The organism is Streptomyces alanosinicus (assembly GCF_014650595.1).
Lineage (GTDB): Bacteria > Actinomycetota > Actinomycetes > Streptomycetales > Streptomycetaceae > Streptomyces > Streptomyces alanosinicus.
The window spans coordinates 115,927-134,644 of sequence record NZ_BMVG01000014.1; the positions used below are offsets into that span (position 1 = coordinate 115,927).

Consider the following 18,718-nt stretch of genomic DNA (forward strand, 5'->3'; position numbering starts at 1 on the left):
AGGTTCCGGTCGCACCCGACCGGACGGGGTCAGCGGTTGCCCGCGGCCGTCTTCCGGTCGACCTTGGACTCCAGCCGGTCCGAGCGCCGGCGCCGCCACACCGCCACCGGCAGCACCGCCGCGATGGCCACGCCCCCCGGGGCCGCCGTCAGCGCGGCGGACGCCGAGGACTGCTGGGAGATGCCCGGCTGGTCGAAGGTGTCCGGGATGGGCAGGGTGCCCCAGCGGTTGATCGGCCAGGCCTTGACGATCGCGCGGCCGACGACCTTGTCGACGGGGACCATGCCGTGGTTCTTGTCGGACTGGTTGTACCGCGAGTCACGGGAGTTCTGACGGTGGTCGCCCATCACCCAGAGGTAGCCCTTGGGGACCGTCACCTTGAACTGGCCGCCCAGGTCGTCATCGGTGCACGGCGTGTTGCCGGGGTAGATGTACGGCTCGTTCAGCGCCTTGCCGTTGACCAGGAGCGGGCCGGTGCCCTTGCACTGGACGGTATCGCCGCCGACGCCGATCACGCGCTTGATGAGGTCCTTCTCGTTGGCCGACGGCATCAGGCCGATCCAGCTGAGGACCTGCTGCACGGCGTTCGGGGTCGGCGCCGGCTCGCCCGCCAGCCAGTCGTCCGGGTCATGGAAGACCACGACCTCGCCGCGCTCGGGCTTGGAGCCGAACCACGGGGTGAGCTTGTCGACCAGGACGCGGTCACCCACCTGAAGGGTGTTCTGCATCGAGGCGGAGGGGATCGAGAACGCCTGCACCAGGAACGTCTTGATCAGCAGCGCCAGGACCAGCGCGATGACGACGAGGATCGGCAGCTCTTTCCAGAAGGAGCGCGGCTGCTTCTTCGGCCGGTCGGCCGCCTCTCCCGCACCGGCGTCCCCGGCCGGCGGCCGGCGCTCCTCTTCGGGCCCGCCCTGTTCGCCCGGTGCGTCATTCCCTGAGGTCATGGCGCTGTCCGGCACGGGGGCGTTCGCTTCCACGGGGTGTCCGCGGTACTCCTCGCCGTCGTGCCCCGACCGTGCGCCAACCGCCACATCCCCCACGCCAACTCCTTACTCTGTGCCGCTGCCTGCCCCGCATACGGTGCAGGCCCACTACTCCCATAACGAGCGGGAGTTCCGCAGGGGTCGGGAGCTGGGTCAGTCCGTTCGGATTCTCGGGGGCAACCCTATGCGACACCTGGGGAGCCGCGGTCGCACCCGACACGGAGTTGCCCACGCTTGCGAAGGTTTTAGGTTCCTGCAGGCGGGTCCAGTGACCGATCGGCCAGCCGATGGCGACGGCCCGGCCGACGACGGACTTCTCGGAGACCGTGCCGCCGTAGGGGGTGTCCTGGTGGAACCGGGAATCCGCGGAGTTGCCGCGGTGGTCGCCCATCACCCACAGCCGGCCCTTGGGGACGGTGATGTCGAAGGACTGGGCGGACGGCGCGTCCCCGGGATAGATGTAGTCGCCTTCGGTGAGCGGTACGCCGTTGACGGTGACACGACCCTGCGCGTCACAGCATTTGACATGATCACCACCGACTCCGACGACCCGTTTGATCAGGTCTTTCTCATTGTCGGAGGGCAGCAGGCCGATGAAGGTGAGGCCTTCCTTCAGCTGTTTGACGACGACCGGGTCGTGCTTCTTCGCCGTCTGCTCGTCGGCCAGCCAGCCGCCCGGGTCGTGGAAGACGACGACATCCCCGCGCTCGGGCTTGGAGCCGAACCACGGGGTCAGCTTGTCGACCAGGACGCGGTCGCCGATGCGGATCGTCTGCTCCATCGAGCCGGACGGGATCACGAACGCCTGGACGAGGAACGTCTTCAGGACCAGCGCTATCAGGACGGCCACACCGACCAGAAGGGGGATCTCCCGAACGGCCGAACGGCGCCGCTTGCGCTTGACCTTGCGCTGGAGTTTCCGTCGCTCCGCGCGCGTACGGCCGCCGCCGGGCGCGGAGGTGCGGCGCGATCCGGTGGGCAGCAGGTTGGCGGCAGGGCTCTCGGACACCCCGCGCGGCTTGCCGCGGTTACCCATGTGTACCCGCCCCTCTCGGCGGCTCCGGCACGCGCGCGTAGGCGGAGGGCCGCGTCAGGTGGGTCCAGTGGGCGGAGGGCCACAGGATCCAGTCGGCGCGGCCGATGACGTCGCCGACCGGGATCATGCCGCCGCCGGGGGAGCCGAGATGGTCCCGGGAGTCGCTGGAGTCGCTGCGGTGGTCGCCGAGGACGAAGAAGCGGCCGGCGGGCACGGCGACGTCGAAGGGCACGCTGGAGGCGGTGTCTCCGGGATAGAGGAACGCCGACTCGTCGACGGCGCGGCCGTTCACCTCGATCCTTCCCTTCTTGTCGCAGCAGACCACATGGTCTCCCCCCACCCCGACCACGCGCTTGATGTAGTCGGCGTCCCCGAAATAGCCGGTGCCGTCGAACACGATCACATCGCCGCGGCGCGGCTGAGCACCGAAACGGTACGCCAACTTATTTACGAGAACGCGGTCCCCGATCCTCAATCCCTGTTCCATGGATCCGCTCGGAATCTGGAACGGTTGCACCACGAACGTGTTGAGGACCAGCAAAAACGCCAGGCAGGTGAAGAGCGTGAGGGTGATCCGGCCGCCCGGCAGCCAGTCGGCGGTCCGCGCCACCAACGCGAAACGCGACCGTCCCTCCGGCCCCGGGGAATCCGGGTGGGAGGAGCGGTCGCGTTCCGTCGGCTGTGCTTCGGTGTCCATCGGGGCGAGATGCTATCCCGCCGCGCCATGGACTCCTTTCAGAGCGCTCAGTTCTCGCGCTTCTCCTTGATCTTCGCGGCCTTGCCACGCAGATCACGGAGGTAGTACAGCTTGGCGCGGCGCACGTCACCCTTGGTGACCAGCTCGATCTTCTCGACGATCGGGGTGTGCACCGGGAAGGTGCGCTCGACGCCGACGGAGAACGAGACCTTGCGGACCGTGAAGGTCTCGCGGACACCAGCGCCCTGGCGGCGGATCACAACGCCCTTGAACTGCTGCACACGGGAGCGGTTGCCCTCGATGACGCGGACGTGGACGTTGACGGTGTCACCCGGGCGGAAGGCCGGGATGTCGCTGCGCAGCGACGCGGCGTCGACGGAGTCGAGCAGGTGAGACATTTCGTCTGCTTTCTTCGCTGATGCCACAGGTCATCAACGGAAACTAGGTGTAATGGAGACTGCCGTACGGGTCGGGGCGGGCGTCGTGTCCCCCTGTGGCAGGGGCGCACGCCGGACGGGCGCACAACAGCGGTCTATTGTTCCATGCCCCCGGCCCGCCGCCAAAATCGGCCGTACGGCTCCCCCGCCGGGTCCGGTTCCCAGCCCAGGATGGACAGCATCTCGCGGTCCTTCCTGTCGAAAGCCTTGGGGTCGCAGCCTTCGATCAGGTCGGGGCGGTTGCGGGTGGTCCGTCTGAGGGCCTCGTCGCGGCGCCAGCGGGCGATCTTGCCGTGGTGGCCGCTGAGCAGCACCTCGGGGATGTCCCGGCCGCGCCAGACGGGCGGCTTGGTGTAGACGGGGCCTTCCAGGAGGCCGGCCATGGCGCCGGGCGCGAAGGAGTCGTCACGGTGGGACTCGGCGTTACCGAGGACGCCGGGCAGCAGCCGGGCGACGGCCTCGGTGATGACGAGTACGGCCGCCTCGCCGCCGGCCAGGACGTAGTCGCCGATGGACACCTCGTACACCGGCATCCGGGTCGCGTACTCCTCCATGACGCGCCGGTCGATGCCCTCGTAGCGGGCCGGCGTGAAGATCAGCCAGGGGCGCTCGGAGAGTTCGACGGCGAGTTCCTGGGTGAAGGGGCGGCCGCTGGGGGTGGGCACGAGCAGCGCGGGCGTTTCGGCACCGGTCTCGTAGCCGTCGGCGAGGACCGTGTCCAGGGCGTCGCCCCAGGGGTCGGTCTTCATGACCATGCCGGGGCCGCCGCCGTACGGGGTGTCGTCGACGGTGTTGTGGCGGTCGTACGTCCACGACCGCAGATCGTGCACGTGGACGTTCAGCTGCCCACGCGCGCGTGCCTTGCCGACGAGGGAGACGTTCAGCGGTTCCAGGTACTCGGGAAAGATCGTGACGACGTCGAGGCGCATCAGGACTCGTCCCGAGGCGAGGCGATCTCCGCGCGGTCGTCGATCAGGCCCGGGGGGGGCGCGATGACGGCCCTCTGCTCCGCCAGGTCGATCTCGGTGACGATCTCCTCCACGAAGGGGATCATCACCTCGCTGCCGTCCGGACGCTCCACGATGAACAGGTCCTGCGAGGGCAGGTGCGAGATCTCCGTGATCCGGCCGACCTCCGCCCCGTCCTCGGTGACCACGTCGAGGTCGATGAGCTGGTGATCGTAGTACTCGTCGTCGTCCTCGGGCACTTCCTCCGGGTCGACCTCGGCGATCAGGAGGGTGTTGCGCAGCGCCTCGGCCGCGGTGCGGTCCACGACGCCCTCGAAGCGCAGGAGCAGACGGCCGCTGTGGACGCGGCCGACGGCGATGGTCAGGGGCCCGGCGGAGGCCGGGTCGGTGGCCAGGACGGCGCCCGGGGCGAGCCTCAGCTCGGGCTCGTCGGTACGTACCTCGACGGTGACCTCGCCCCTGATGCCATGGGCGCGGCCGATCCGTGCGACTACCAGCTGCACGTGTCCAATTCTCCTGTCATCTCCTGCTCCCGCATCTGCTCATACGACTGCGGGCCGGGGAGAGCCCAGCGGCCCTCCCCGGCCCGAGCCGGTTGCGTTGAAGCGTCAGCGGACGTGGTCCACGTCGACGAGGTCGACGCGGACACCGCGACCGCCGATGGCGCCCACGACGGTGCGCAGAGCGCGCGCGGTACGGCCGTTACGGCCGATCACCTTGCCGAGGTCGTCGGGGTGGACCCGGACCTCAAGCACGCGCCCGCGGCGCAGGTTGCGCGAGGCGACCTGCACATCGTCAGGGTTGTCGACGATGCCCTTCACGAGGTGCTCAAGCGCCTCTTCGAGCATGCTGCTCAGGCCTCGGTCGACTCGGACTCAGCCGCAGCCTCGTCCTTCTTCTCAGCCTTCTTCTTCTGGGTGATCGCCTCACCCTTGCCCTCGTCGTCACCGCCGAGCGCCTCGAACGACGGACGGGCCGACTTCGGCTCGGCGACGAGCAGCGGCGCGGGAGCCGGCTCGCCCTTGAACTTCTGCCAGTCGCCGGTCTTCTTGAGGATGGCGAGAACGGGCTCGGTCGGCTGCGCGCCGACACCCAGCCAGTACGCCACGCGCTCGGCGTCCACCTCGATGACCGACGGGTTGTAGGTCGGGTGGTACTTGCCGATCTCCTCGATGGCCCGGCCGTCACGGCGGGTACGGGAGTCGGCGACGACGATGCGGTAGTGAGGCGAACGGATCTTGCCCAGACGCTTCAGCTTGATCTTGACTGCCACGGGAGTGGATTCTCCTGGTTTTGACGTGGTTGGGCACGGCGAGCTGCCGCGTGGGGTTGCGGTACCCGAGTGCCCGATGGACGCGTCAGCCGGAGGAGAGAGGGGTCCTGTGCGACTGTCGAGTACAGCTAGCCATTGTGCCACACCCTCCGGGGCGCTTCGGGCCGCGGGGGCGTGAGCCGGCCGTGAGATGTGACTGGGCGCAGCTGAGTGCGCACCCGGCGTGGAGGTGACCGTACGTCGGGTGCGCTGCCCGGTGCTGTGCGATGGCGGATGGTCTCGCGGTCCACGATCCGGCACCCACGAGATGCCGGTACTCCGTGGCTCGTCCGCGATTACGCCGCTCCGGCGACCTCCGGGATGCGGAACGGCTTGCCGCAGCCGCCGCAGACGATGGGGGCCTGGGCCAGCACCGAGGGGACCACGCGGACATTGCGGCCGCAGTCGCACACCGCCTTGACCCGGACACCGCCACCGGAGGAACCGTGCCGGGCGGCCGGCCCCCGGAAGGTGCGGGAGGTGTCCGAAGAGGTGGCCGCCGTATGGGCCTTCAGCGCGCGCTGGAGCCGCTCGATCGTCGGGCGGTAGCGACGCTTCGCTTCGGGGTTGAGCGTGACCAGGGAGAAGCCGCTGCTCGGGTGCGGCTCCTCGGGGTGGTCGAGGCCCAGCTCCTCGGCGATCGCGAGGAAGCGGCGGTTGTGGTACCGGCCGGCGCGGGAGGTGTCGCGGATCCCACGGGCGGCTGCGATGCCATGGACTGCCTCATGGAGCAGTCGCTCGAAGGAGAGTTCGTGACCGCACGCGGACGACGACTCCCCGATCAGGGATTCTGGCGCGGCAAGGTCCGGCAGCTCGGGGTGGTACCGCTGAATGTCGGCCCACGCCTGCGCCAGCTCTGCGGCGAGAACAGGTGGTGTCTGTGTCGTGCTCACGTAATGACAACGAGCGTGGGTGCCGCTGTGTTCCTATTCCGGGGCATCCCAAATAATTTGCACGTACTGGTCAGTTGCCGCTGATGCGTCCGGACGAGGGCGGGTGCGCTGATCTGCGGAGAAGTTTCACAGCTCCTACCAAGCCGGTGCGTAGTCCGCACTACGACCTCGCATGTACGCCCGGCTCCGCTGTCGTCGTCGGTTTACGCAAGAGACCTTTCGGTCGCTCTCGGCGCGGAGCCTCACCTCGGTCAGCGTCCGGGACGGGCGTGACGTTACCGCGCGTGGCCCGACCCCCCGGTACCGGCCCGTTCCCCCGAAGCGGACACCGTATGGCCATCCAGATTGCCGGGATGTGAAATCTCGCCACACCCGGGCCCGGAACCCAAGCGGGGCTCCACGCCCCCTGGACGGGGCCGCGAGCCGGGAGTTACCTGGCATACGTGGGAAGTGCGCGCGCACGGCACGGGGGCCACGCAACCGGGCACAGCGGCGAACTGTCGGCGGATTGGGGCGCTTACCTATGACACCTACGCTCGTGCGGCAGCACACGTCGCACGCGGATTCCGCACCCCGCGTGGACCCGTGCGCACGCGCGCGTGACTGGTCCGAGATCCAGGAGCGGATGCTGGTGCCGCTCTACGAAGCCGTCTACGAACGGCTCGAAGTGGGGCCCGCCACCCGGCTGCTGGGCCTCGCCTGCGGCTCCGGACTCGCGCTGTTGCTGGCGGCGGGCAGAGGCGCCGCCGTCACCGGGGTCGACGCCTCCCGCCCCGAACGGCTCGCGCTGGCCCGCGAACGCCTGCTCCCGGACACCCCGCGCGTCACGAGCGGCGGCGTCCCCGGCGGGCAGGGCCCGCGCGGCGCAGGCACCGCGGTCCCCGACGGGCGGCCGCCGTGCGGCGGAAGAGACGGCGCACGCGTGCGTGCGGCCGCGCGGCTCCTCGACGGCTCGCCACGTGACGCGGCCGGCGCGGAGACGGCCGCGTACAACCTGGTGACGGTCTTCGAGCCGATCGGCTGCCTCGCGGGCGACTCCGAGGGGCTCGGCGAGCTGCTGGCGGACGCGCTGCCACGGACCGTGCGCGGGGCGGCCGTGGTGCTGGCCGGCTGGGGTCCGCCGGAGCGCTGTGCCACCTCCTCGGTGCTGCGGGTGGCGACCAAGCTGGCCGATCCCCTGCGCAGCGCGCGCAGCTGGCGGCCGGCCCGGCGGGACGACCTGGAGGAGGTCGCCCAGCGGGCGGGCCTGAAGCCGGACGGCTCGGGACGGGTGGCCTGTCCGTTCGGGTACGCCGACGTCGACAGCGCCGTACGCGGGCTGCTGTCGACCGGTCTGTTCGACGCGGCGATCGCGGCGACCGACGCCAAGCAGGTCGACAAGGAGCTGGCCGAGGCCCTGCATCCGCACCGGCGCCCGGACGGCACCGTGTGGATGCCGAACGTCTTCCGCTACCTCGTCGCCCGCGTGCCCTGAACTCCGCCCCGACCTCCTACTGGTCCAGATCCTTCTGGTCCAGATCCTTGGTCAGCCGCGTGATCCCGGCGATCCGGTACGCGTCGGCCTCCTCCAGGGTCTCGTTCGCCAGCAGCGCCTGGGCCAGGGCGTCCAACTGGCCGCGGTGGTCGCGGAGTTTGCGGCACGCCTCCTCGTAGCACTCGTCCACGATCCGCCGCATCTCGGAGTCGATCACATCGAGGGTCTGCGGGGCGGCGGCGAGGCCATAGGCCTGCTGGGCGTCGTTGGGGAGCGCGGAGAGACGGCCGACCTCCTCGCTCATCCCCCAGCGGGACACCATCCCGCGCGCGATGTTGGTGACCTGCTCCAGGTCGCTCTCGGAACCGGTGGTGATCACGTCGTAGATGACGTGCTCGGCGGCCATTCCGCCGAGGGCGCCGATGATCCGGCCGCGCAGATACTCCTCGGTGTACGCGTACTTGTCCGCGTCCGGGGTGGACAGGGTGACGCCGAGGGCGCGGCCGCGCGGCACGATGGTGATCTTGCGGACCGGGTCGGCGCCCGGCTGCAGCATGCCCAGCAGGGCATGCCCGCTCTCGTGGTAGGCGGTGCGCCGGCGCTCCTCCTCGGGCATCACCAGCGGCCGTTCCGCGCCCAGCTGGACCTTCTCCAGGGCATCGGACATGTCGGACTGGGTCACCCGCTCCTGCTTGCGCTTCACCGCGAGCAGGGCGGCCTCGTTGGCGAGGTTGGCCAGATCCGCGCCGGTCATGCCCGGGGTCGTACGCGCGACCTGGGCGAGGTCGACGTCCGCGGCCATCGGGATCTCCCGGGTGTGGATCTGGAGGATGGCCTCGCGGCCGCCGCGGTCCGGGGGCGAGACCTGGACCACCCGGTCGAAGCGCCCGGGACGGGTCAGGGCCGGGTCGAGGATGTCGGCGCGGTTGGTGGCCGCGACGACGATGACGCCCTCCGAGCCGGAGAAGCCGTCCATCTCGGTGAGGATCTGGTTCAGGGTCTGCTCGCGCTCGTCGTGACCGCCCATCGACGCGCCGCCGCCGCGCGCCCGCCCGATGGTGTCGATCTCGTCGATGAAGATGATCGACGGCGCCACCTTGCGGGCCTCCGCGAACAGCTCCCGCACCCGCGAGGCCCCCACGCCCACGATCATCTCGATGAACTCGGAGGCGGACGCGGAGAAGAAGGGCACACCCGCCTCACCGGCGACCGCCCGCGCGAGCAGCGTCTTCCCGGTGCCGGGCGGGCCCGCGAGCAGCACACCGCGGGGCATCTTGGCGCCCATACGGCGGTAGGCGTCGGGGTTCTTCAGGAAGTCGACGACGTCGTTCAGCTCGCCCTCGACCTCGTCGATGCCGGCCACGTCCTCGAACGTGGTGCGCTTCTCGCCCGGCACCAGCTCGACCGGCTTGGGCGGCGCCTTGCGGCCCAGCATGCCGCCCGCACCGCCGAGCCCCGCGCTCATCCGGCGGGCGATGAAGACCCACACGGCGACCAGCAGCAGCATCGGCGCGAGCGAGATCAGCAGATTGGAGAGGAAGCTGCGGTGCTGGACGACCGGTTCGGCGGTGACCGTCACACTGTGCTTGGTCAGGTTCGACCAGAGGCTGTCATCGGCGAAGGACGGGCGCTCGGTGTTGAACTTGGTGTACTTCCCGCCGCCCTCGGGGTTCTTCTGTTCCTTCTTCAGCTCGCCCTGGATCGAGTCGCCCTTGGCGTAGATCTTGGCGACATTGCCGTCGTTCACCTGTCTGCTGAACTCGGTGTACGAGATCGTCGGCTCGTTGGCCTGGTCGAAGTAGGACAGCACCAGGTTGGCGAGCAGATACACGATCAGCGCGGTGATGGCCAGCCGCCACCAGCCGCCACGCATCCGGCGCCCGCCGGGCGACTGCTGCGGCGGCTCGTCGGGGGCGCCCTCGGTACGCCAGGGCTGGTCGGGCGACTTGCGTGGCGGCGCGGGGTTGGTCATATGCGGACGGTACGACAATGACCAACCCCTGGCATGCCCAGTGGTGAACCGGGCGAACTCAGCCCATGAACTTCTTGAACTCGTCCGGCAGCTCGAAGTCCTCGCCGCCCTGCTGCGGCAGCCCGAAGGCGCCGCCCTGCGCGGCGGCCTCGCGGCGCTGGGCCTCCTCCAGCTCCTGCTGCTTGCGCTTCATCGGGTTGCCGGAGCGCTGCTTGCCCTTGGCCTTCTTCTGCTGCTTCTTCTGCCGGCCGGGACCGCCGCCCATGCCCGGCATCCCCGGCATGCCCGGCATTCCGCCGCCCTGCGCCATGCGAGACATCATCTTGCGGGCGTCGAAGAACCGCTCGACCAGGTTCTTCACCGCGCCGACCTCGACGCCGGAACCCTTGGCGATACGGGCGCGCCGGGAGCCGTTGATGATCGTCGGCTCCTGGCGCTCGGCCGGGGTCATGGACTTGATGATCGCGGCGGTGCGGTCGACGTCCCGCTCGTCGATGTTCTGGATCTGGTCCTTGATCTGGCCCATACCCGGGAGCATGCCGAGCAGCTTGCTGATGCTGCCCATCTTCCTGACCTGCTCCATCTGGGCCAGGAAGTCGTCCAGGGTGAAGTCCTGGCCCTTCTTCGACGCCAGCTTCGAGGCCATCTTGGCGGCCTCTTCCTGGCTGAAGGTCTTCTCGGCCTGCTCGATCAGGGTGAGCAGGTCACCCATGTCGAGGATGCGGGAGGCCATCCGGTCCGGGTGGAACGCGTCGAAGTCGTCCAGCTTCTCGCCGTTCGACGCGAACATGATCGGCTTGCCGGTGATCTCCCGGATCGACAGGGCGGCACCACCGCGGGCGTCACCGTCGAGCTTGGAGAGCACCACGCCGTCGAAGCCGACGCCGTCGCGGAAGGCCTCGGCGGTGTTGACCGCGTCCTGGCCGATCATCGCGTCGACGACGAAAAGGATCTCGTCCGGGGAGACGGCGTCGCGGATGTCCGCGGCCTGCTGCATCATCTCCTGGTCGATACCGAGGCGGCCGGCGGTGTCCACGATCACGATGTCGTGGACCCGGGTCTTCGCGTGGTCGACGGAGTCCTTGGCGACCTTCACCGGGTCACCGACGCCGTTGCCCGGCTCGGGGGCGTAGACGGCGACGCCGGCGCGCTCGGCGACGACGCTGAGCTGGTTGACGGCGTTGGGGCGCTGGAGGTCGGCGGCGACCAGCAGCGGGGAGTGGCCCTGCTCCTTCAGCCAGCGGCCGAGCTTGCCCGCGAGGGTGGTCTTACCGGCACCCTGCAGACCCGCGAGCATGATCACGGTGGGCGGCTGCTTGGCGAAGCGGAGTCGCCGGGTCTCGCCGCCGAGGATGGTGACGAGCTCGTCATTGACGATCTTCAGGACCTGCTGGGCGGGGTTCAGCGCCTTGGAGACCTCGGCGCCGAGTGCCCTTTCCTTGACGTTCTTGATGAAGGTCCGGACGACCGGCAGGGCCACGTCGGCTTCGAGGAGCGCGATCCGGATCTCACGAGCCGTGGCGTCGATGTCCGCCTCGCTGAGGCGCCCCTTGCCGCGGAGATTTTTGAATGTCGCGCTGAGGCGGTCGGAGAGGGTGTCGAACACGGTGGCGTCGGTCCTCGATGTCGGAGTCGGTTTGGGCTGCCCTCCAGGGTATCTGGCCCCGCAAGCAGTTCGTTCCCGGCCGTTGCGTCTCGTTCCCGGCCGCTGCGTCCGGCGCCCGGGAGCACGGGCACACGGTCACGCCCGCAGTGTCTCCTCCAGCACCCGTGCCAGCGATCCCGCGTCCTGCGCCGGCAGCGGCTCCTCGGCGCCCGTCGTGACATAGAAGGCGTCGACCGCGTTCGAGCCGAGCGTGCTGACGTGCATGCTCCGCACCCGTACCCCGGCTTTCTCCAGGGCCATGCCGATGCGGTGCAGCAGACCGGGCGCGTCCTGGGCACGGACCTCGATCACCGTGGCGTGGTGGGAGGCGGCCGGGGCCACCGTGACGCGCGGCGGCGGGGCGACCCAGCCGCGGCGCCTCGGATAGGCGGCGTCCCGTTCGGCGAGACGCCCGGCGATGTCCAGGGTGCCGTCCAGGGCGCGTACGAGGTCGGCGCGGAGCCGGGCGGCCTGCGGCAGGGAGCCGTACTCGGCGGCCACCCGCCAGTTGAGCAGCAGCACCGAGCCGCTCTCGACGTCGTCGGGCAGCCGCAGGACGCGCAGCTCGGCCGTGCGCACGGTCAGGCGGTGCACGGCGAGGACACCGGCTACCGCGGGGAGCACGGCGGGCTGGTCGGGTACGGCGATGAGCAGCTCGACGCCGAGGGGTTCCTGAGCGGACTCCTCCCCGGTGACCGGTTCCGTCTGGGCGCGCAGGGCGAGGACCGGGCCGCCCGTGCGGAACGCCTCGATCGCCAGCCGCTCCTGTTCGGCGGTGGGCGCGGCGGTCGGCGCGGGCTCGTCCGGGGCGTCCCCCGCGAGCACGGCGGAGACGCGACGGACCAGGTCGGCGACGAGGGAACCGCGCCAGGAGGACCAGGCCGCGGGTCCGGTGGCGAGGGCGTCGGCCTCCGTGAGGGCGTGCAGCAGCTCCAGGGTGCTCTGGGTGCCGACGGCCTCGGCGACCGAGCGGACGGTGGCCGGGTCGTCCAGGTCGCGGCGGGTGGCCGTCTCGATCAGGAGCAGGTGGTGGCGGACCAGGGCCGACAGCACGGCCACGTCCGCGCGGTCGAAGCCGATCCGGGTCGCCACGTCCTTGGCGATGATCTCGCCGGCCACCGAGTGGTCGCCGGGCCAGCCCTTGCCGATGTCGTGCAGCAGGGCGGCGACCAGGAGCAGGTCGGGGCGGCCGACGCGGCGGGTCAGTTCGGAGGCGCGTACGGCCGTCTCGATCAGATGCCGGTCGACCGTCCAGACATGGACGGCGTTGCGCTGCGGGCGGCAGCGGACCCGTTCCCAGTCCGGCAGCAGGCGGCTGATCAGGCCCTCCGCCTCCAGTGCCTCCCAGACGCCGACAGTGGGGCGGCCGGAGCCGAGCAGGGTGACCAGTTGCTCACGGGCCTCGGCGGGCCAGGGCGTGGGCAGGGGGCGCGCGGTGGCGGCCATGCGCCGTACGGCGTGCAGGGAGAGCGGGAGGCCGGCCTGCGCGGCGGCGGCCGCGGCGCGCAGAGGGAGCGCGGGATCGCGATCGGGGCGCGCGGCACGGGCGAGCACCACCTCGCCGTCCTGCTCCACCACCCCCTCGGCCAGCGGGGAGCGCTCGGCGACCGGCTTGCCGCCCCCGAGCATGGCGCGCAGGCGCGGCCGTACGGCGCGCGAACGCAACACGCGCCCCACCTCTCGCCAGGTCACATCGCTGGCGTACGAGATGACGCGCGCCGCCTCGTAGACCTGCCGCAGCAGGGTGTCGGCGTCCAGCAGGTCCAGCTCGGCCGCCACCTGGTCCTGCTCCTGGAGTGCGAGCCGGTCGGTGGCCCGGCCCGTCGCCAGGTGCAGCGCGTCCCGTACGTCGAGCAGACTCCGGCGCGCCTCGGCGAGGCCCTCGCGCGGGGCGTCCGCGAGCCAGGAGGCGGCGACGGCGCGCAGGGCGGTGGCGTCCCTCAGGCCGCCGCGCGCCTCCTTCAGGTCGGGCTCCAGCAGATACTGCAACTCGCCCTGCCGGTCGGCGCGTTCGGCGCACAGTTCCTGGAGTTCGGGGAGGCGTTTGGGGGCTTGGTTGCGCCAGTCGGCGAGGACGGCCGTACGCAGCCCCGCGGTGAGGCCGAGGTCGCCGGCGAGATGGCGGGCGTCCAGGAGGCCGAGCTGGACCTTCACGTCCTCTCCGGCGGTCTTCCTGGCCTCCGCGGGGGTGCGCACGGAGTGGTCGAGGGCGAGGCCGAGGTCCCAGACGGGGTACCAGAGTCGGTCGGCGAGGGCGGCGACGGCGGCGGGGTCGGAGCCGTCGTGCAGCAGCAGGAGGTCGAGGTCGCTGCGCGGGGACAGCTCGCCACGGCCGTAGCCGCCGACGGCGACCAGGGAAACCCCGTTGAGATCGGGGGCCGCCGCGCCGAACAGGCCGCCGAGCCAGTCGTCGGTCAGCTCCGCGAGGGCGGCACGGCGCGGCGGCCCGGACCGCGCCCCCTCGGTGAGGAGGCGCAGCCGGGCCGCCGCGTAGCCGCTGGGTCCCGAGTCCTCTGCTTGCGTGCGCACGTCCGTTCCCGTCACCCAGCGACTCCCGTTCTCACAAGTGGTCAGAGCGCGTCCGGGCCGCGCTCGCCGGTGCGGACCCGTACGGCCGTCTCGACCGGCACGGACCAGACCTTGCCGTCACCGATCTTGCCGGTGCGGGCCGCCTTGACGATGACGTCGATCAGCTGCTCGGAGTCGTCGTCCTCGGCCAGCACCTCTATGCGGATCTTGGGGACCAGGTCGACGGTGTACTCGGCACCGCGGTAGACCTCGGTGTGGCCCCGCTGACGACCGTAGCCGCTGGCCTCGGTGACCGTCAGGCCGTGCACGCCGAACGCCTGCAGCGCCTCCTTGATCTCATCCAGCCGGTGGGGCTTGACGACGGCGGTGATGAGCTTCATGCGTCCACCTTCTTGGTCTGCGTGGCGGCGGCCAGGGCCGAGGAGTGCGCGGCGGAGCCGATGACACCGCCGCCGGTGCCGCTGAAGTCGTAGGCGCTCTCGGCGTGCTCGGCCTGGTCGATGCCGGAGATCTCCTCGTCCTCGGTGACCCGCATCCCGATGGTCTTGTCGAGGAGGAAGGCGAGCACCGCGGAGACGATCAGCGAGTAGGCGAGGACCGCGCCGACGCCGGCGCACTGCTTCCACAGCTGGGTCCAGGTGTGGTCGCCGTAGAAGACACCGGTCGCGGTGGACTGGCCCTTGCCGGTGGCGAAGAAGCCGATGAGCAGGGAGCCGATGATGCCGCCGACCATGTGGACGCCGACGACGTCGAGGGAGTCGTCGTAGCCGAACTTGAACTTCAGGCCCACGGCCGCGGCGCAGGCGACACCGGCGATGGCGCCGACGGCGATCGCGCCGAGCGGGGAGACCGCACCGCCGGACGGGGTGATCGCGACCAGGCCGGCGACCGCGCCGGAGGCGGCGCCCAGCGTGGTGAACGCGCCGTGCCGGATCTTCTCGTAGGCGAGCCAGGCCAGCATGGCGGCACCCGTCGCGACCTGCGTGTTGACGAACATCAGCGCGCCGACGCCGTCGTCGTTGCCGAGCCAGGAGCCCGCGTTGAAGCCGAACCAGCCGAACCACAGCAGACCCGCGCCGAGCATGACCAGCGGGAGGCTGTGCGGGCGCATCGGGTCCTTCTTGAAGCCGACGCGCTTGCCGATGACGAGGATGACACCGAGGGCCGCCGCGCCCGCGTTGATGTGGACCGCCGTGCCGCCCGCGAAGTCGATCACGCCGAGCTTGAAGGCCCAGCCGTCGGCGCCCCAGACCCAGTGGGCGACCGGGACGTAGACGATCGTGACCCACAGGGCGACGAAGAGCGCCCAGGCCGAGAACTTCACCCGGTCCGCGAGCGCGCCGCTTATCAGGGCCGGCGTGATGATGGCGAACATCATCTGGAAGACCATGAAGACGAAGATCGGGATGGTGTAGCCGGGCCAGAGCTGCGTCAGCCCGATGTCGCTGAGGCCGAACCAGTGGGAGTTCCAGCCGATGAGGCTGTTGTGCTCGCCGAAGGCGAGGGAGAAGCCGTAGAGCACCCAGAGGATGGTGACGATGCCCATGCTGATGAAGCTCATCATCAGCATGTTGAGGGTGCTCTTGACCCGGACCATGCCTCCGTAGAAGAAGGCCAGTCCCGGGGTCATGATCAGCACCAGGGCGGAGCAGATGAGCATGAAGCCTGTGTTCGCGGCAGACAGCTTGGGTGCCTCCGCGGCAAGCGTGATGGCTGGGGCCATCGGCGTCTCCTCGTCGGTTTCTGCGGCCCCGTGCGGGCGGTACCGAGCCTGGGCGGTCCGGTCGGGTGAGGGGTGGGCCGGTTATGCGCCATGAGATTGGCGCAGCGCGGTTTCGGTCGAAGCCCCTCGTTGTTTCGCGGGGGTGACGAAGGTGCCCTGCGTGTTACGCGTGGATGAACTGCCGGACCTCGGTCGCGCCGGTCGCTGTCGGCACGCGACCCGCCGCGGGGGATCCCGCCGGAGAACCCGAGCCGGCCGCGGCGGGCCTCTCCGATGACCTGGCACGGGGGAGCCGAGTCGAGCAGTTCGGGGAGGACCGGCCGCGGCCGGGGCCGGGTGGCCGGGGTGTCAGACCGCTTCCGCGGTCTCCGGCAGGTCTACGGCGAGCTGGTCGCCGAGGTCGACGACGACCGTGAGGTCGCCGTGGTCGCGCACGGCCGTGTCGACCGTCTTTCGAATACGAGTGTTCACACGCTCGGACCGCACCTTCTTGGCGATCTCCATGGCCCGTGTGGCATACGACGTGCTCTCCTCGGGCTCACGCCGGAGCAGGTGCACGGTGGCCATGCCGATCAGATTGAGTGCGTACGACCGCTGGTGCTCGCCGTCCTTGGCGAACAGTTCCACCGCCCGCTGCATGAGGGGCTCGGCGAGCGAGGCGTAGGTGGGGCTGCGACCGGCTACGTAGGCGAGGTCGCGGAAGGAGTGGGAGTTCTCGCCGTGCAGCTCGGCCTCGGAGAAGAAGCGGATCCAGTCGGGGTCCGGCTCGTCCCACTCGTCGGCCTCGGCGAAGGTGTCCTCGGCCATGCGGACCGCGCGCTTGGTCTTGCCGGGCTGGCCCATGTTGGCGTAGGCGCGGGCCTCCATCGCATACAGCATGGACTGGGTGCGGGGGCTCGCGCAGTCGCGGCTGCCGTACTGGGCGAGGTGGATCAGCTCCAGGGCGTCGTCGGGCCGGCCGAGATGGATCATCTGGCGGCTCATGCTGGAGAGGACGTACGAGCCCAGGGGCTTGTCGCCGGCCTCCTTGGCCGCGTGCAGGGCGAGCACGAAGTATTTCTGCGCGGTGGGCTGCAGACCGACGTCGTAGCTCATCCAGCCCGCCAGTTCGGCGAGTTCGGCGGCGACCTTGAAGAGTTTGCGGGTGGTGGCCTCGGGCTGGGGCTCCTGGAGCAGGTCGGTGACCTCGTGCAGCTGGCCGACGACCGCCTTGCGGCGCAGGCCGCCGCCGCACTGGGCGTCCCACTGCCGGAACATCCGTGTGGTGGACTCCAGCAGGTCCAGCTCGGGCCGGGAGAGCCGGCCGGGCCTGCGGGGGTCGGCGACGGGCGCCGGCTCGACATGGACCGGGGAGGCGGGCGTCGGCACGAGCCAGCGCTGCATGGGCTCGATGAGGGACGGGCCGGCGGACAGCGCCAGGGAGGTGCCGAGGAAGCCGCGCCGGGCCAGCATCAGGTCGCTGCGCGAGAACTCGCTGAGCAGGGCGACCGTCTGCGGGCCGGTCCAGGGCAGGTCGACGCCGGACGCGGAGGGTGACTGCCGGGCGGCGCGCAGGCCGAGGTCCTCGATGGAGACCACGCAGCCGAAGCGCTCGGAGAAGAGGTCCGAGAGGATGCGCGGGATCGGCTCGCGCGGGTTCTCCCCGTCCAGCCAGCGGCGCACGCGCGAGGTGTCGGTGGAGATGTGGTTGGCCCCCAACTGGCGTGCCCGGCGGTTCACCTGGCGAGCCAGCTCGCCCTTGGACCAGCCGCTGCGCACGAACCAAGAGCCGAGCAGCTCGTTGGGGCGCTTGTCGGCGTTCGCCCCGCTACCGCTGTTGCCGCTCACTGGAACGCCCCCATCCCTGAGACCACTTGCCGTCGGTACGACCTTCGGTCGCCCCGGAGAGGAGACCGCCACGCGCCAAGCCCTATCAGAATGCCGGTAAATACGGCTTCCTGTCCGGCGGTTCTCACCCGTCGAACGAGCTGACGACTCGCCTCCGGCATACCCATTAATGCATATGCCGCCCGGACTCGCACACTCACAGTAATCCTACGATCACCGGCTCAGCCACGCGGATCCAAGAAACGCCACCATTCGCCACCCCTTCGGATGAACTCACGGTTGCCCGCACGCGATTCACTTGACATAGGACGGCCGGGAGTGGGCGGAGTGACGCACACAGGGGGCGCGCAAGCCTCGGTGCGCCACCCGGTGGGCTTCAAGGCGCCGCGCCGACCTCGCTTCGACGAGGGCGCGCGCGGTCGTAGCGTTACATTCCGCTTCCGTCTCGTTCCGTGTCGTAACCACCGGCGCGCCGGACCCGTTGGAGGGGGCATGGGCTTCACGATCGGCGGCATTCGCGAGATCCGTTCCGGCACGCGTCGGCGCGGCCGCTCGTCGGAGTGCACCACCGTCGCCGAGTTCACCGGGCTGTGGGGCTGGGACGTGGCGCCCGGGGCGCGGGCCGCGGCGGGCGTCTGCTCGTGCGGACACGCCGACTGTGCGGCGCCGGGCGCGCATCCGCTGGACTTCGCGCCCCGGCTGCCGGCCGGGGCCACACTGGACGAGGCGAGCAAGGCCTGGTCCGAGTTCCCGGGCGCCGCGGTGATGCTGCCGGTGGGCCGGGCGTTCGACGTCGTCGAGGTCTCCGTGGCCGCCGGGTGCCGCGCCCTGGTCCGCCTGGAGCGGATGGGGCTCCCCCTCGGTCCGGTCACCGCGACCCCGGACGGCCGTGCCCACTTCTTCGTCGCCCCCGGTGCCGCCGCCGAACTCCCCCGGGTGCTCTATCGCATGGGCTGGGACGACCCCTCGGCCCTGGACCTGCGCGGCCTCGGCCCCGGCACGTACATCACCGCGCCGCCCTCCGACCGGGGCGGCCTGGGGCCGGTGCGCTGGCTGCGCCCGCCCGCACTGGACTCGGCGACCCGGCCGCCGGCGGCACGCCTGCTGCTGGGCACGCTGGCGTATGTGGCGCATCGGTCGCGGGTGCGTGCGTGACCGCGCCGTGGCCGCCGCGGAGAAGCCGTAGCCCCCGCCGGGCAAGCGAAGTGCCCGTCCCCAA

The 18,718-nt window shown here is 70.7% G+C and carries 17 protein-coding genes; 2 read left to right on the forward strand and 15 right to left on the reverse strand.

Annotated features, from left to right (window positions below):
* Positions 1-29: 29 nt before the first annotated feature.
* The 9 genes from lepB (IE277_RS26265) to IE277_RS26305 form a co-directional block, all read right to left on the reverse strand.
* Positions 30-1,043 carry a signal peptidase I gene (lepB, locus tag IE277_RS26265; RefSeq protein ID WP_189956171.1) on the reverse strand — a complete coding sequence of 338 codons (1,014 nt, stop codon included), beginning with the start codon at positions 1,041-1,043 and terminating at the stop codon, positions 30-32.
* Entirely contained in the window at positions 931-2,022 is a 1,092-nt protein-coding gene (lepB, locus tag IE277_RS26270; protein ID WP_189956172.1) for a signal peptidase I, read from the reverse strand. The genes lepB (IE277_RS26265) and lepB (IE277_RS26270) overlap by 113 nt, the downstream gene beginning before the upstream one ends.
* Complete coding sequence (gene lepB / locus IE277_RS26275; RefSeq protein WP_189956173.1) at positions 2,015-2,719, reverse strand: signal peptidase I; 705 nt, start codon at positions 2,717-2,719, stop codon at positions 2,015-2,017. The genes lepB (IE277_RS26270) and lepB (IE277_RS26275) overlap by 8 nt, the downstream gene beginning before the upstream one ends.
* Before the next feature lie 47 nt (positions 2,720-2,766).
* Entirely contained in the window at positions 2,767-3,117 is a 351-nt protein-coding gene (gene rplS, locus IE277_RS26280; RefSeq protein WP_189956174.1) for a 50S ribosomal protein L19, read from the reverse strand.
* A gap of 134 nt (positions 3,118-3,251) precedes the next feature.
* Positions 3,252-4,085 (reverse strand): tRNA (guanosine(37)-N1)-methyltransferase TrmD, encoded by an 834-nt coding sequence (gene trmD, locus IE277_RS26285; RefSeq protein WP_189956175.1) that lies wholly within the window; start codon positions 4,083-4,085, stop codon positions 3,252-3,254.
* Complete coding sequence (gene rimM, locus IE277_RS26290) at positions 4,085-4,627, reverse strand: ribosome maturation factor RimM (protein WP_189956176.1); 543 nt, start codon at positions 4,625-4,627, stop codon at positions 4,085-4,087. The genes trmD and rimM overlap by 1 nt, the downstream gene beginning before the upstream one ends.
* A gap of 105 nt (positions 4,628-4,732) precedes the next feature.
* On the reverse strand, positions 4,733-4,972 hold the full coding sequence (locus IE277_RS26295; protein ID WP_003973401.1) for an RNA-binding protein: 240 nt from the start codon (positions 4,970-4,972) through the stop codon (positions 4,733-4,735).
* A gap of 5 nt (positions 4,973-4,977) precedes the next feature.
* Positions 4,978-5,397 (reverse strand): 30S ribosomal protein S16, encoded by a 420-nt coding sequence (gene rpsP / locus IE277_RS26300; RefSeq protein WP_189956177.1) that lies wholly within the window; start codon positions 5,395-5,397, stop codon positions 4,978-4,980.
* Between the two features lie 335 nt (positions 5,398-5,732).
* Entirely contained in the window at positions 5,733-6,329 is a 597-nt protein-coding gene (locus tag IE277_RS26305; RefSeq protein ID WP_067130770.1) for a hypothetical protein, read from the reverse strand.
* Positions 6,330-6,852: 523 nt separating this feature from the next.
* Between IE277_RS26305 and IE277_RS26310 the strand changes: the two genes are divergently transcribed.
* On the forward strand, positions 6,853-7,803 hold the full coding sequence (locus IE277_RS26310; RefSeq protein WP_189956178.1) for a class I SAM-dependent methyltransferase: 951 nt from the start codon (positions 6,853-6,855) through the stop codon (positions 7,801-7,803).
* 16 nt (positions 7,804-7,819) lie between these two features.
* Here IE277_RS26310 and ftsH read toward each other — a convergent pair whose 3' ends face one another.
* From ftsH to nsdA, 6 genes are all read right to left on the reverse strand, one after another.
* The gene (ftsH, locus tag IE277_RS26315) at positions 7,820-9,775 is read right to left on the reverse strand and encodes an ATP-dependent zinc metalloprotease FtsH (protein ID WP_189956179.1); all 1,956 of its coding nucleotides are present in this window, start codon (positions 9,773-9,775) and stop codon (positions 7,820-7,822) included.
* Positions 9,776-9,833: 58 nt separating this feature from the next.
* Entirely contained in the window at positions 9,834-11,381 is a 1,548-nt protein-coding gene (gene ffh / locus IE277_RS26320) for a signal recognition particle protein (protein ID WP_189956180.1), read from the reverse strand.
* Between the two features lie 135 nt (positions 11,382-11,516).
* Positions 11,517-13,964 carry a [protein-PII] uridylyltransferase gene (locus tag IE277_RS26325; RefSeq protein WP_189956181.1) on the reverse strand — a complete coding sequence of 816 codons (2,448 nt, stop codon included), beginning with the start codon at positions 13,962-13,964 and terminating at the stop codon, positions 11,517-11,519.
* A 26-nt stretch (positions 13,965-13,990) separates the two neighbouring features.
* Positions 13,991-14,329 carry a P-II family nitrogen regulator gene (locus IE277_RS26330; RefSeq protein ID WP_189956182.1) on the reverse strand — a complete coding sequence of 113 codons (339 nt, stop codon included), beginning with the start codon at positions 14,327-14,329 and terminating at the stop codon, positions 13,991-13,993.
* Positions 14,326-15,672, reverse strand: coding sequence for an ammonium transporter (locus IE277_RS26335; protein WP_189956183.1), 1,347 nt, complete (start codon positions 15,670-15,672; stop codon positions 14,326-14,328). The genes IE277_RS26330 and IE277_RS26335 overlap by 4 nt, the downstream gene beginning before the upstream one ends.
* 348 nt (positions 15,673-16,020) lie before the next feature.
* Positions 16,021-17,499, reverse strand: a complete 1,479-nt coding sequence (gene nsdA / locus IE277_RS26340; protein WP_189956184.1) for a transcriptional repressor NsdA — start codon at positions 17,497-17,499, stop codon at positions 16,021-16,023.
* 492 nt (positions 17,500-17,991) lie between these two features.
* Between nsdA and IE277_RS26345 the strand changes: the two genes are divergently transcribed.
* The gene (locus IE277_RS26345) at positions 17,992-18,654 is read left to right on the forward strand and encodes a bifunctional DNA primase/polymerase (protein ID WP_189956185.1); all 663 of its coding nucleotides are present in this window, start codon (positions 17,992-17,994) and stop codon (positions 18,652-18,654) included.
* The last annotated feature ends 64 nt before the right edge of the window (positions 18,655-18,718 follow it).